Here is a 13,541-nt window from a genome sequence, read left to right on the forward strand (position 1 = left end):
CAAAGTTACGACAACTCCATTAACAAGCGACGAAACCTTTACAAACCGCTACGTCAGGTTATCGAAAATCGTCAAAAGGAATTGAGTGTTAAAGTCCTTAATTAAAATTTTTGAGCATTTGTTCCAACGAAGCCATATCTGTAACGAGCACTTCACGCGCTTTGCTGCCTTCAAAAGGTCCCACAATGCCGGCTGCTTCCAATTGATCCATGATGCGTCCTGCCCGGTTATAACCTAATTTAAGCTTGCGTTGAATCAGTGAAGTACTTCCCTGCTGACTTATCACGATCACGCGTGCGGCATCATCAAACATATTATCGCGGTCGGCCAAATCAACGGCTTCGCGGTCGCCTTCATCATCGTCACCGCTGAATTCAGGCAGATTGTAGGCAGATGGATAACCACGTTGATTTCCGATAAAATCACACACTTCGTCGATCTCGTCGGTATCGGCAAAGGCGCACTGCAAACGAATCATATCAGAACCGGACGAAAGCAGCATATCACCCATACCAACTAATTGTTCCGCGCCTCCCGTATCTAAGATAGTACGAGAGTCGATCTTGGATGTTACTCTGAATGACAACCGCGCAGGGAAGTTGGCTTTGATCAAACCCGTAATGACGTTGACAGAAGGTCGTTGCGTGGCTACTACCAAGTGAATTCCGATGGCACGCGCCAACTGCGCCAAACGCGCAATAGGTTGCTCCACTTCTTTGCCCGCCGTCATCATCAGATCAGCCAACTCATCAATTACCAACACGATATAGGGCAAGAAACAATGCCCGCGTTCAGGACTGAGCTGACGCTGGATGAACTTGGCGTTGTATTCTTTCACGTTACGAACGCCTGCTTCTTTCAGCAAATTATAACGGTTGTCCATCTCAATACAGAGCGAATTAAGCGTATGAACAACCTTTTTGGTATCGGTAATAATGGCCTCTTCACTGTTGGGAAGTTTTGCCAGAAAATGCCGTTCAATTTTGTTGAACAAGGTCAATTCCACTTTTTTAGGGTCGACCAACACAAATTTGAGCAATGCAGGGTGTTTTTTGTAGATCAGCGATGCCAACAACACATTCAATCCTACGGATTTTCCCTGTCCCGTGGCACCCGCCATCAATAAGTGAGGCATTTTGGCAAGATCGGTAATAAAAAATTCATTCGAAATGGTTTTCCCCAACGCCACCGGCAGGTCAAACGTACTTTCCTGAAATTTCTTACTTGCCAACACGGAGCGGATAGAAACCATCTCACGGTTTTTGTTTGGAACCTCGATTCCGATCGTTCCTTTGCCGGGCATGGGCGCAATGATACGAATGCCCAATGCGGCCAAGCTTAGAGCAATGTCATCTTCCAGGCTTTTAATTTTGGAAATACGCACACCTGCTTCGGGAATGATCTCATACAGCGTAACGGTAGGCCCGATGGTCGCTTTGATGCTGGCGATACTGATGCCGTAATTACCAAGGGTTTCAACAATCCTGTCTTTATTGGCTTCCAATTCTTCCGCCGTCACTTTTGAACTTCCTTCTCCGCGATTGTGTAAAAGATCCAAGGTTGGAAATTGATAATTCGGTAAATCAAGCGTAGGATCATACGGGCCGTGTTGAGCAACCAGATCGTCTGCCAAATGATCTGAATTAGCAAAAGGGACTACGGGCATTTTGGTGGTCGTGCCCGAAACGGGTATTTCATCAACGGGGCGTTTTTCTTCCGTCATATCGTCAGCATTTTCGACAATAAGCGTCAGTCCGCCAACGCCTGTTGCTTTAGCTGCTATTTTTCCATTGCTTGCTTTCCCATTCAGATCAATTGTATTTCCATTTACTAGTGGCGGAGGCGCAACTTCTTTCTTGGGCACAACAACCGGTTTAATTACTTCCTCCTCATCATCATCATCCGCTCCGGATTCAGGGTATTTATCTTCTTCCGAAACAACTTCCAAATCAATCGGTCTGGCTCTTCTCTTGATTGGATTTTCGATGCGACTTGCAAGCTCGTCAAACGAATTGATGCCGTGAAAATAAACCATCACCGTACCGAAACTACCCAAAACCACGAAGAAGCTTCCCCAACCAATGTAATGCTCCAGTACGCTATTGATCTCGTAACCAATTCCACCACAGAGAAAACTCATCGAACGAACAGTATCGGTTTTCAGAACAAAAAATCCAAAGAACAGGCTCAGCAAAAAAATGTAGACCAACGTAAGTTGAGTAGTACGTTGAAGCGGCAATAATTCACGTTTTTGCGCAATCTTGAAACCGATCAGGAACAGAAGAAAGGGAAAACCCAACGCTGCTATTCCAAACCAACGAAAGATAAAAAAGTGAGAAAGTACCAGACCAAAAAAGCCCATCCCGTTTTGCGTCTCGTGCGAAGAAACGCGAAACTTGGTCGTAAAGGCTGAATCTACCACACTTTGATCGGCGGCTCCCGTAAATAAATACCACACAAAAGCCCCCAGCATGTACAGCGATAAGAACATCAATGTCCAACCCCACATTTTTTGGTTACGGGGATCAGAAGGTGTTTTCTTAGAGGGAACTTTGATTTGCCCCGTGTCGCTGCCGGCAGTGCTTTTTCGCTCACGCTTGGGGGGCGTTGAAGGAATAACATTCTTAGCCATCTTAAAAAAGGTTAATGTTTATCAATGAATCGTAACTGAACATAAAATCACAAGCGATCAAAAGAAGACAGGTATGCACACGAATTTCAATCATCATTTTCCAATGATGCTCAGAAATGCTAAGGGTACTCGTGCGCAAGCGCTTTTATGGGGTAAAATTGAAGCTCTATTTCAAGGATTTACAAATTCGTTTGGCCAATGCCGGTCCTTCATAAATAAAACCCGTGTAAATCTGCACTAAACTCGCTCCTGCTTCCAGTTTCTCACGGGCTTCTTCCGGCGAACTAATCCCCCCTACTCCTATAACGGGAAAAGAACGATTGGATTTATCGCAAATATAACGAATAACTTCGGTCGAACGATGTGTTAACGGTGCTCCGCTTAGGCCTCCGGCTCCGATTTTTTTTATTGTTTCATCATCCGTTGTCAAATCAGCCCGGCTGATGGTGGTATTTGTGGCAATAACTCCCGCTATTTTTGAAGTAGTAACGATTTCTATGATATCATCTAATTGACTGTCCGTTAAGTCAGGAGCAATTTTGAGAAGTATTGGCTTAGGTGCCTTTAAGGCTTGTTTGCCCGTTCCCGATTGTTGGTTTTCCAACTCTTGGCTTCTTTTCTTTAAGGTTGTTAAAATCTTGGTCAGCGGTTCTTTTTCCTGCAAATCACGCAGTCCCGGCGTGTTTGGCGAGCTTACATTAACCACAAAATAATCAACCGTATCGTAAAGTTCATCAAAACATTTGAGGTAATCATCAAGCGCATTTTCGTTGGGTGTAAGCTTATTTTTACCAATATTTCCTCCGATCAAAATATTGGTTTTACGCTGACGAAGTCGCTTAGCTGCCGCCGCTGCGCCTTGGTTGTTAAAACCCATTCGGTTAATGAGGGCATTGTCCGGTTTAAGGCGAAATAACCTTGGTTTGTCATTGCCGGATTGAGGCAATGGCGTGACTGTACCGATCTCTACAAAACCGAATCCTAAACCTGCCATTTCTTCCACCAACTCGGCATTTTTGTCAAACCCGGCAGCCAATCCCACAGGGTTTTTGAATTTTAGGCCAAACACTTCGCGTTCCAGTGAAGGATCTTCGTAGGTAAACAATTGCCTGAAAATAAACGGAACGCCGGGAATTTTGAACAAAAATCGGAGGGTTGCGCAAACAAAATGATGCACCTGCTCGGCATCAAAGCGAAACAAAATCGGAAGGATGAGCCACTTATACATGGCCACAAAAGTAATAAAAAAATAATCGTCAGACGGACTAGGCGTCTCCGTTTTAAACCGTCCGACGATTATACTATCAGCCAGTCAGGCATTAAAACGCCTGCTGACGATACGGGATATTCAATCGAACCCCGAAGGTGAATGAATTGGTGCTGAGCCGTTGCGCTTCCACCGGGCTTTCCTGTCTCCGCATCATCAATCGACCATCAATGAAAAGATTATGTTTGAGCATGTAAGAAAGTCGTAAATCCGTAAAGGTCACGTTGACGGGTGTACCCTGGCCAATAACATTGCCCAGATCACGTGCGCGATTGACTTCATAATCACGCAAAATATTTCCTCCCCAATTTCGTGAATCGCTGTCAACACCGTGTTTGGAACGAATAAATGTACCATAAATGCTGAGACGTCGTGTAGGTTGATAACGAGCTATGCCCAGCACTTCCCAAAAATTAGCGCCCAACGGGTGAGCCAAAGGTTGGTCGTAATGCACATAATTGGCAAAACCGGTCTCGTGTGAATACGTAAACGGTCGGGCAACATTAAATTCAGTCTGCAAGTCTAAGTTCTTGATCCCAAAAGCGTCTACGTATTTAAGTCCTGCCTGAAACCCATATTTTTTTGCCCAAAACCCTTTTTTAGTAAAGTAATCCGATGTATTAAACTCATCCAACATGAATTGGCTGTAAAAACCAAAATGCTTGAGAAAATTCCATCGCATATCTAACCCTAACATCGCATTGTCAGCACTGCCAAGGTAACTTTCCAAATAGCGATAAAAAATAATTGGATTTAAATAATTAAGGTCAAATCCACCACCTTGACGACCAAATACCTCTGCTTCAAAAATACCCAAATTGAAATTCTTGCCCAGATTGATGCTGAGGTGATGAATTGCCGCATATTTTTTATTGAGTGTAGAGTCTTTTACTCTGTTCGGCTGATTATAAAGCATACCGCACCAAAGATTCAGGTATTGAAACCTTCCCAGTTGGGTAGTCATTTTTAAGAATAAATAAGGAGAACTCCAGTCAGACAAGATCATAGAACGGTATCCACTTCCAATGACATTTCTGTCATGCCCAAACTGGACATTGATCTGTTTGATGGGATTGAAAGTAACATAGCCTCTGGCCGAGATAAAATCAACGCCGTAGGTTCGGACGCTCTTTACAAAACTTTCTCCCGGAACGATGTAATGTTCATAACCATTGATAGTAATCGGTCGAAAATTAAGTGTATAGTCGCGTACATACTTTCCAAACATTGCCTGTGTATCGGTCACGTAGGTATAAAAGCCCAGTTTTTTACCGATCGTCCCGCGCAATTCCACGCCACGAGCGGTCAGCCAAAGAAAATCGTTGGAACTGTTTTCCGTTCCCAAGATCAGGTGAGTGATAGGACTTAAATGCAGATCGAAATCTTTGTTTTGAACGTAATAAAAATCTGAAGGTCGTTGATAAAAGCGTTTTAAAAAGCGTTTTTTGCTCATCGGCGTTTTATCTGTTGACCACTCCCAACTGTCTTGCCGCAAATAGTTAAGATTGAAGAAATCAACATCGCTGAGCGGCATGGTGCGGTCTGCTTCAATGCTGTCTAAAAGATTAACAACCGCTTTACGTTGAAAAGGCTTTACGCCAATGTGAAAATCTTCCGTTAATCTTCCCCTGCGAATTTCAAAACGATCGATCAAATGATAGTAATCATCGTTGAGTGGCACGTACTGGGATTGGGCAAAAGAAGGGGTATGAAAAGTCAATAACAGTAAAGAATAACTAAAAATGGTCAGAGTTAAACACTGCTTTTTCCCCGTGCTTCTTCCCTGTTTTTGTAAACCCTTAAGCAGTAGTAATTGTCTAAAACTCATATACGCTTTTAAATTATATCGCTACTTGGCGCAAATTAAGTTATTTTTGTAGCTCTGAAAACAATAGTTTATCCTCTTGAGTAAGTCTTCCAACTCTGTTTATTTCCCAAATCTTAACGGCGTGCGCTTTATTGCCGCCTTTTCGGTACTTATACATCATATTGAACAAGTCAAAGAAGTGTTCAAAATTCCGCATTTTTATGATTACCATCTCATAAAAAGCATGGGAAAATTAGGGGTTGACTTATTTTTCGTACTAAGTGGGTTCTTGATCACCTATCTTTTGCTCCATGAAAAAGGCCGTTTTGGCTCCATCAACACCCGCGATTTTTACATCAGACGTATTCTCCGCATTTGGCCGTTGTATTTTTTGATCGTTATTCTTGCCTTCTTTGTCTTTCCTCATATTCCGCTGTTTGTAGCGCCAAACAACGAAATATCATTCATGGCGCACAATTTTTACCAACGCCTGTCGCTTTTTTTCATTGTCTTGCCCAACATCGGTTTCATTCTCTACGGCTCTCCTTACTTGGCGGCCCAAACATGGTCCATTGGTGTGGAAGAGCAATTTTACTACCTGTGGCCGTGGATCATCCAACATTTTTCGTGGAAACGCCTGTTGCTTACGCTGGCCATTTTTTCATTCGGAACCTTCGGCGTATTCTACATTTATTACCATTGGGTAGGCAATACGTTCTATGCAAACAACGTGCCTGAAATTGTTCGTTTTTTCTTCAGTCAGTTTCGAATTCTGACCCTTGTGACGGGCGGTGGCTGTGCCATGCTGGTCTATTATCGCAAAGAAAAAATCCTGAATGTGCTTTTCCGTAAAGACCTACAAATTGTGGTTTATGGCATTTTGCTTCTTTGTCTCGGCACAGGTTTTCACGTCAACCACATTAACCTGGAGTTTTACGGGCTGTTTTTTGCATATTTTATATTGAATGTTTCGAGTAACCCCAAGACGATCATTAATTTGGAATATGGTTGGATCTCTTATTTAGGCAAAATATCGTACGGCGTTTATATCTACCAAACGGCTTTTATTGTGGCAAGTGTTCACTTGATTCAATGGGCTTTGGGCAACACGTTGTCTACCCTTGCGTTCAATCTTATTCTTTATCCTTTGGCTACTTTTCTGACCGTTGGCGTATCAGCTTTATCGTACCGGTATTTTGAAAAACCTTTCCTGAAATTAAAAGAACGATTCAGCTCTCACTCAGCGACGCGACAAGCGAATTAATTCGGCCATTGTGTACGTTTTCAATCCCATTCGTTGCGTTTCTGCCAGCAGTTTTTCCAATCGACTGACCGAAAAAGCATAAGGCTCATCTGAAGAATCAAACAACGGATGATGCCCTAAAAGCATCAAAACAGACCCGGTATTTTTGGCGCGAATGAGTCCGTCTTTCAACTGTGCGTCGGTGATGTTGGTGTATTGATCGATCAATAAGGAATGCACTTTCGGATTGCTGTCGAAATGATAATAAATATCGTCGATGGCAAAAACGGGCTGCCGAAATGTAAGCAGCGATACTCGGCGTTCGGTCATGGAAACATCGCGCAGCAGAATAAAATAATCCTTCAATAAACGGCGATCCGTAAACCACGTTTGTTGCCCACCCACATGCGCAAATGTAACGGGTTTGAATCCTGCCTTACGCATGGAAAGTAATTCGGCTTCAATTTCATAACGATAAAAATCATCCAGCGCACCACCGCCCCGCAACCAATCCAACACCCGGATGTGAGCCGCTCCGTGAGCGCCTATTTCGTGGCCGTCCAACACCAATTGATGCAATTGTTCTATTTCTTTAGGAGTAAGACTGTCAAACTGCGTGACGTAAAAGGTAGCGTGAGCGTTGTATTTTTTCAGTAATGGTCGCAAACGAGTCCATTCTTCCACGTAGCGGTCGTCAAATGACAAAGCAATGCCGGCAGGAGGGCTATTCTTGACTGATTTTGACTCTTGGCATCCAAACAGTCCCAAGCCAAGTGCAGACAATAAGAACAGCAATTTTTTCATGATTTTATACAGAATACTTGGATGGATTTCTAACGCTGTTTTATTTCACTTTGCTTTTCCGCAAATGAGTTCGTATTATCGTTGCTGCAAATGTAACCTCCCACAACCAAAACGCCTACTTCCCTTTCATTATGTTTGTCCTTACGCAACAGCCTTCTATCGCCAATCACTTTTTAGCCGAACTGCGTGATGTAACTACGCAACAGGATCGTATGCGTTTTCGCCGCAATTTGGAACGGGTGGGCGAGCTATTGGCCTATGAGATCTCTAAATCGTTACCATATCGCCATGCCGAAGTGACCACACCGTTAGGTAAAGCCTCTACCCGAATTTTGCGACAACCGCCGGTCTTGGCTACTATCTTGCGCGCCAGCCTTCCTTTTCACCAAGGATTTCTGCATTTTTTTGATCAGGCCGATAATGCATTTATCGGGGCGTATCGCGGGCATCATATCGGAGACGAGGAGTTTGAGGTAGAAATGGATTACATTACCGCCCCTGATTTGCAGGATCGTACATTGATTCTCATGGACCCTATGCTTGCTACCGGGCGCTCCATTGAAAAAGTTTACCATGCGTTGCTGCGTTTTGGAATTCCTGCCCAAACCCATATTGCCGCCGTGATCGCCAGTCCTGAAGGAGTAACTTACCTTCAAAACCGAATGTCTGAATGCCGACTTTGGATAGGGGCCATCGACGAAAAACTCGACTCTCACTATTACATCGTACCGGGTTTGGGAGATGCCGGCGATTTGTCCTTTGGACCAAAACTGTAATTTTTTACCTCAGCGAGTCACTTCCGCAGTTATCATATCAAATTGCTGTTTTCATTTGGGACTTCGGATAAAGCTGCCACTTTTCTTCAGAAGTTTTCTCTTTTGGTACGAAATGTGCTTAAAAACTCTCAGTATGAATTGATTACTCTTCCACAAGAGGTAATTTTATATAGTAAATCATCAACCGACTTATTTATGGCAAACATTTTCCTTTTGTCTTCCGATCAGGCAGTATCAAACTTTAAAAATTACAAACTCGGTCAACTAGACGGTTCTAAAGCCCAAACGTTGAGTACATTTTACAGCGAAATTGAAAAAGCACTCAGTTTGCCTGATTTTGAGCCCGACATGGATGTATTGGATGAGTTGCTGAATGATCTTTCATGGATCAAACAGCCCAATGTTGCACTCTATATCACTGATTTTGACTCTTTTCTGGTTCGTGAAAAAGAAAAACCATTGGTTGAATTGCTCAATCTACTGGATGTTATCGCCGAAGATTGGAAATGGCTTGATGACGATGATACAACCCCTAAGAAAAATTTCAAAATATTGATTCAAAACAGCCCCAGAGCCGTAGCTGTTTTAGAAAAAGAAGAAATCGCTTTCAGTACGATGTAAGCCCTTCTCAATAAAATGCATCTTCAATGTGCTCAATGCGCACAGTATGTTGAGTGATGACGACCGAGATCACATCAAACCGAATGTCACCGTGCCAATCTATGTCGAAAATGTATTGCTCGGCGGCTTTCATAATGAGTCGGCGCTTGGTGGCATCCACAAATTCTTCCGGCATCCCGAAGCTGACATTGGTACGGGTCTTTACTTCGGCAAAGATGAGGATTTTGTTCTTTTTAGAAATAATGTCAATCTCTGAGTGACGAAAACGATAATTCCGTGCCAAAATTTCATAGCCTTTTTCTTCCAAAAAAGCCGTGGCTTTGTCTTCGCCCAATTTACCGGTGTCCAAATGTTCTGCCATGTACTGATTGATTGCGGTTATAATTTCATTCCCCGCCTCTCATATAAACCTTTTGATATTGCAAAGGTGATTTGCCCGTTAGGTTTTTAAATTGGCGGTTGAAATTTGAGACGGTATTGAACCCGCTTTCGTAACATATTTGGGTCACAGAATATTTTTCCTGCACCAACAACTTGCACGCGTACCCGATGCGGATCTCGCTTACAAAGTCGGAGAACGTCTTATTGGTACGACTTTTAAAATACCGACAAAAGGCTGCTTCGGTCATATTGGCCAACGTCGCTACTTCGTTCAGTCGGATTTCTTCCTTGAAGTGCTTCATTACGTATTCATACACTCGTTGCATCCGCTCGGTTTCGGAAACCTTGTGCGTATTGACGTACCCAACACCGGTAATATAGGCTACTTCCGAAGAATTTGACAATTGGTGCAACGTGGTCAATAATTCTAAAATTGCTTCAAATCCTTGATTTGCCCCGATTTTTTTGAGGCTTTTCTGTACCATTTCGCGCGCCCCCCCCATAATATCCAATCCTCTCAAACCTTTGTCTAACAGTTGCTTCAAAACGTGCATTTCGGGTTTATCAAAAAAACCTTCTCCCAAAAAATCTTCGGTAAAATACACCACGATCCCTTGGGTTTTAAGGCCCGGATTGCCTTCAAAATACGCACGGTCGCTCCGCCAAAGGTGCGGAATATTCGGCCCTAAAAACACAGTATCGCCCTCTTCAAAATGCCGAATATCATCGCCAATGAAGCGCGTACCCGTCCCTTCCAATACCGTAAAAAGTTGGTAATGAGGATGAAAATGCCAATTAGGATCGAAATGAGGTTCTACCAGTTCGACGGTCGTAAACGACGCCGACGGTACATTCAGCTCTTTTCGTAAAGGCGCACGCATAATCAGTCAGTTTAAAAAAAGGAACACTGATTTTTATGATTCGGCAGATGGTTTATGATTTTTACATAAGTAATCTTAAAGATCATATCAAATCTGCGTTCTAACTTTTCACATCAGTTCCCAGGCACTCAGATAAGCATCGAGACTTTCGGTATAAGAAATAAAATCGGCATAAAACGGAAACTGCGCCAATGTAGCACTATCGCCCACCACGACAAGTTTTTTCCGAGCGCGAGTCATGGCCACATTCATCCGACGGATGTCCGACAAAAAACCAATGATTCCCTCACTGTTGCTGCGGGTCATGCTGATATATACAATATCACGTTCCTGTCCCTGAAAGCTGTCTACCGTATTGACGGCAATGTGGGCACGATATGGCTGCAATTCAGGTACGTGATTGAGCTGCTCCCCTAACACCTGAATCTGCTGTTTATAAGGTGCAATAATGGCAATACTTGGAAAAGGCTCGCTTGTTTTTTTCGTTTCCCATTCTGTCATAAGCAAGATCAAATGTTTGAGCAACAAAGCGGCTTCTTCGGGATTGGTGCTGCTGGTGCCTTCTAATTTTTCCTCAAACCCACAGCCCGCTGTATCAATAAACAAAACGGGTTTATCCTCCGCAAAAAGCAACCGATTTGCCACCGAAGCATGCGCTTTCAGTTTGTTTTGGTAGAAAATTTGGGAGGAATAGCCCATGATCTGCTCGTTCATTCGGTATTGTTCTTCGAGCAATGTCACCGCTTCGGGGTGAGTGTTTACGCATTTTTCGAGCAATGTAGTGCTTAGTCCACTTTTCGCCGCCATCTCTGATTTTATCGTAGGAGAAAGTTGACAATGATCACCCGCCAAAATTACTTTTTGGGCTTTCAGAATGGGAATCCAACAGGCAGGTTCGAGCGCTTGCCCCGCTTCATCGATCACGACGGTATGATAACGTAAATCCCTGACGGTGTAATGGTTTGACCCAACCAAGGTAGCGGTGACCACCTGCGCTTTTACCAATAGATCGTCAATGATGTATTGCTCGGTATTGCCCACCTCTTTCATGATCTTATGCGCTTCGTCAAACAGCAACTTACGCTGATCTCGTTCTGACTTTCCGAAATTACGCTTGTATTTGTGCGCCATACTTTTAAACTCCTGCGCCTGTTTTTTGAGGCGTTTGGCTTCTTTCATTTGCGGATGTTCGGCCATTTTACTGTCGAGTGTCAGCGCCATCAGGCGTTCGGTCACGCGGGCAGGGTTGCCAACGCGCAACACGTTCAAACCTTCTTCGTGCAGTTTTTCACTCAATAGATCAACGGCGGTATTGCTCGGTGCCACCACCAGTACTTTTTGATTTTCAGCCTTTACCAGGGCCTTGATCGCTTGCACCAATGTTGTGGTTTTCCCCGTGCCCGGAGGGCCATGAACAATAGCCAGTTCATTGGCACTTAAAATTTTATCAACCGCTGACTGTTGCGATGAATTCAGTTTTGGTGCTGTGAAATGAGTTGCTTCTTCTTTAAACGTCGGCTGTTTTTCTCCTGTCAAAATATGAACCAACCGCGTAGTAGGCTCGTTTGTGCTTTTTTCATACACCGCCGTTGCCTGCCTGAGAGCAGATTGCATTTCATCGTAACTGTTATCATCAAAAAGGACATCAATGCCCAATTTCCCATCGCGCGACCACTCCGGCAATTCATCAGTACGCAATGTTATTTTGAGGCGATTGCCGTTTTGGTGCGTTACAGTTCCTTCCACACGGTCGTTTTTTGGGTCATGATTTCCAAAAAAAACGGCGGGCATTCCAAATCGGAATTGATGCGAAATATCCTGATGTGTGGTACGCTCCAACTCTACAGTCAAATAATCTCCGCGACTCATTTCAGAACCCCGAATAGCCACAGGGTACCACGTTAGGCCATTGGCTCGTCGCTCAGCCACGGAAGATTGTTCGGTAAGTCGACGGTACTGATTATGGTCTTCTTCCCGTTCAATTTTTAATAACTCAAGTAATTTTTTAAAATAATCCATGTACAAATGTACGATATAGCCAACTAAATGCCGTTCTTTTTAAGTTATCAGGCTTATATTTTAATTTAAAAATCAACTTAATTTTAACAGTTTTTTTATTCATTTATTTTTTTTAGGTCAAAATACAGTCAAAACAAGCAAAAGAAAGAGAAGTTTTTAGCATTATTTTACTATTATTTTGTACTTGAAATTCCGTGCCCCAAGTCTCCCCTTTTTCTTATGAAATTTAGCATGAATCTGCTCCTATGGGGCACCCAAATTGACGAAAGTCTTTTTCCAACGCTTGAATTGATCCGGGAAATCGGATTTGAAGGTGTAGAAGTTCCGATCTTCAATACTGATCCTAAGGCCTGGCACAGTTGGAGAAAGAAATTGGATGAACTCGGCCTTCATCGCGAATGTGACACTTTTTGCGGTCCAAACGAAAATCTTATCAGTACCGATCCTTCCATCCGCGCCAATGCGCTTGCCAACCTCAAAAAAGTAGTAGACTGTGGAGCCGTTTTGGGCGCTACCAAGCTCATGGGGCCGTATCATTCGGCTATGAGCGTTTTTACGGGACAACCCGCCACCACTGATGAATGGAAATGGGGCGTAGAAGGCGTTCACCAATTGGCTGAATATGCTCAAAATCAAGGTATTTTATTGGGTTTGGAATACTTAAACCGATTTGAGTTATATTTGACAAGCTGCGGCAATGAGTTGATTCGGTTCGTAGATGATGTAGCGCATCCCAACTGTAAGATCATGTTTGACACCTTCCATGCCAACATTGAAGAGAAAAACATCGGCGATTGTATTCGCAACATGGGCGACCGTATTGCGTTTATTCAACTTTCTGAAAATGATCGCAGTACGCCCGGAAAAGGCAACGTCGATTGGGCAGGTACTTTTCAGGCCATCAAAGATATTAACTACGATGGCTGGCTGAGTATTGAAGCGTTTAGTCCTAAGCTTCCCGCCGCCAATATTTGGCGAAAAATGTTTGATTCTGAGGAACAACTGATGCGGGATGGACTGGCCTTTATTCGCAGTTCATGTAACCACATAGGCATATAGAACACATACGTTAAAAAGAGAAATAAATATACCCCTCAAAAACCTAAGATT

Annotated in this window: 11 protein-coding genes; 4 read left to right on the top strand and 7 right to left on the bottom strand. The window is 43.4% G+C overall.

Features of this window, described 5'->3' with window-relative positions; all coding sequences use genetic code 11:
* Positions 1-97 precede the first annotated feature (97 nt).
* The 3 genes from ACQY73_RS17125 to ACQY73_RS17135 all read right to left on the bottom strand — a co-directional run bounded on the left by ACQY73_RS17125 (position 98) and on the right by ACQY73_RS17135 (position 5,619).
* Positions 98-2,632 (bottom strand): DNA translocase FtsK 4TM domain-containing protein, encoded by a 2,535-nt coding sequence (locus ACQY73_RS17125; RefSeq protein ID WP_428668282.1) that lies wholly within the window; start codon positions 2,630-2,632, stop codon positions 98-100.
* 166 nt (positions 2,633-2,798) lie between these two features.
* On the bottom strand, positions 2,799-3,860 hold the full coding sequence (locus tag ACQY73_RS17130) for a quinone-dependent dihydroorotate dehydrogenase (protein WP_428668284.1): 1,062 nt from the start codon (positions 3,858-3,860) through the stop codon (positions 2,799-2,801).
* 91 nt (positions 3,861-3,951) lie between these two features.
* Positions 3,952-5,619, bottom strand: a complete 1,668-nt coding sequence (locus ACQY73_RS17135) for a hypothetical protein (protein ID WP_428668286.1) — start codon at positions 5,617-5,619, stop codon at positions 3,952-3,954.
* 184 nt (positions 5,620-5,803) lie between these two features.
* Here ACQY73_RS17135 and ACQY73_RS17140 point away from each other — a divergent pair, with 184 nt between their 5' ends.
* A complete protein-coding gene (locus ACQY73_RS17140) occupies positions 5,804-6,970 on the top strand; it encodes an acyltransferase family protein (protein ID WP_428668288.1) in 1,167 nt (388 codons plus the stop codon).
* On the opposite strand, the gene ACQY73_RS17145 is transcribed toward ACQY73_RS17140, so the two are convergent.
* Positions 6,947-7,753 (bottom strand): polysaccharide deacetylase family protein, encoded by an 807-nt coding sequence (locus ACQY73_RS17145; protein ID WP_428668290.1) that lies wholly within the window; start codon positions 7,751-7,753, stop codon positions 6,947-6,949. The genes ACQY73_RS17140 and ACQY73_RS17145 overlap by 24 nt on opposite strands.
* A gap of 131 nt (positions 7,754-7,884) precedes the next feature.
* On the opposite strand from ACQY73_RS17145, the gene upp reads away from it, so the two are divergent.
* Together upp and ACQY73_RS17155 are read left to right on the top strand one after the other, a co-directional pair.
* Positions 7,885-8,529: a uracil phosphoribosyltransferase gene (gene upp / locus ACQY73_RS17150; protein WP_428668292.1), complete on the top strand. Its 645-nt coding sequence runs from the start codon at positions 7,885-7,887 to the stop codon at positions 8,527-8,529.
* A gap of 195 nt (positions 8,530-8,724) precedes the next feature.
* Positions 8,725-9,150 carry a barstar family protein gene (locus ACQY73_RS17155; protein ID WP_428668294.1) on the top strand — a complete coding sequence of 142 codons (426 nt, stop codon included), beginning with the start codon at positions 8,725-8,727 and terminating at the stop codon, positions 9,148-9,150.
* A gap of 7 nt (positions 9,151-9,157) precedes the next feature.
* Here ACQY73_RS17155 and ACQY73_RS17160 read toward each other — a convergent pair whose 3' ends face one another.
* The 3 genes from ACQY73_RS17160 to ACQY73_RS17170 form a co-directional block, all read right to left on the bottom strand.
* The gene (locus tag ACQY73_RS17160) at positions 9,158-9,511 is read right to left on the bottom strand and encodes a YraN family protein (RefSeq protein ID WP_428668296.1); all 354 of its coding nucleotides are present in this window, start codon (positions 9,509-9,511) and stop codon (positions 9,158-9,160) included.
* Positions 9,512-9,536: 25 nt separating this feature from the next.
* On the bottom strand, positions 9,537-10,412 hold the full coding sequence (locus ACQY73_RS17165) for an AraC family transcriptional regulator (RefSeq protein ID WP_428668298.1): 876 nt from the start codon (positions 10,410-10,412) through the stop codon (positions 9,537-9,539).
* 108 nt (positions 10,413-10,520) lie between these two features.
* Complete coding sequence (locus tag ACQY73_RS17170; protein ID WP_428668300.1) at positions 10,521-12,431, bottom strand: AAA domain-containing protein; 1,911 nt, start codon at positions 12,429-12,431, stop codon at positions 10,521-10,523.
* Positions 12,432-12,662: 231 nt separating this feature from the next.
* Here ACQY73_RS17170 and ACQY73_RS17175 point away from each other — a divergent pair, with 231 nt between their 5' ends.
* On the top strand, positions 12,663-13,490 hold the full coding sequence (locus tag ACQY73_RS17175; protein ID WP_428668302.1) for a sugar phosphate isomerase/epimerase family protein: 828 nt from the start codon (positions 12,663-12,665) through the stop codon (positions 13,488-13,490).
* Positions 13,491-13,541: the final 51 nt, after the last annotated feature.

Source organism: Runella sp., assembly GCF_965279615.1.
Taxonomy (GTDB): Bacteria; Bacteroidota; Bacteroidia; order Cytophagales; family Spirosomataceae; genus Runella.

Bases quoted from the DNA above. Each gene is read 5' to 3' on its own strand.
- ACQY73_RS17125 (WP_428668282.1), bottom strand. From the start codon at position 2,632: ATGGCTAAGAATGTTATTCCTTCAACGCCCCCCAAGCGTGAGCGAAAA.
- ACQY73_RS17130 (WP_428668284.1), bottom strand. From the start codon at position 3,860: ATGTATAAGTGGCTCATCCTTCCGATTTTGTTTCGCTTTGATGCCGAG.
- ACQY73_RS17145 (WP_428668290.1), bottom strand. From the start codon at position 7,753: ATGAAAAAATTGCTGTTCTTATTGTCTGCACTTGGCTTGGGACTGTTT.
- upp (WP_428668292.1), top strand. From the start codon at position 7,885: ATGTTTGTCCTTACGCAACAGCCTTCTATCGCCAATCACTTTTTAGCC.
- ACQY73_RS17155 (WP_428668294.1), top strand. From the start codon at position 8,725: ATGGCAAACATTTTCCTTTTGTCTTCCGATCAGGCAGTATCAAACTTT.
- ACQY73_RS17160 (WP_428668296.1), bottom strand. From the start codon at position 9,511: ATGGCAGAACATTTGGACACCGGTAAATTGGGCGAAGACAAAGCCACG.
- ACQY73_RS17165 (WP_428668298.1), bottom strand. From the start codon at position 10,412: ATGCGTGCGCCTTTACGAAAAGAGCTGAATGTACCGTCGGCGTCGTTT.
- ACQY73_RS17170 (WP_428668300.1), bottom strand. From the start codon at position 12,431: ATGGATTATTTTAAAAAATTACTTGAGTTATTAAAAATTGAACGGGAA.
- ACQY73_RS17175 (WP_428668302.1), top strand. From the start codon at position 12,663: ATGAATCTGCTCCTATGGGGCACCCAAATTGACGAAAGTCTTTTTCCA.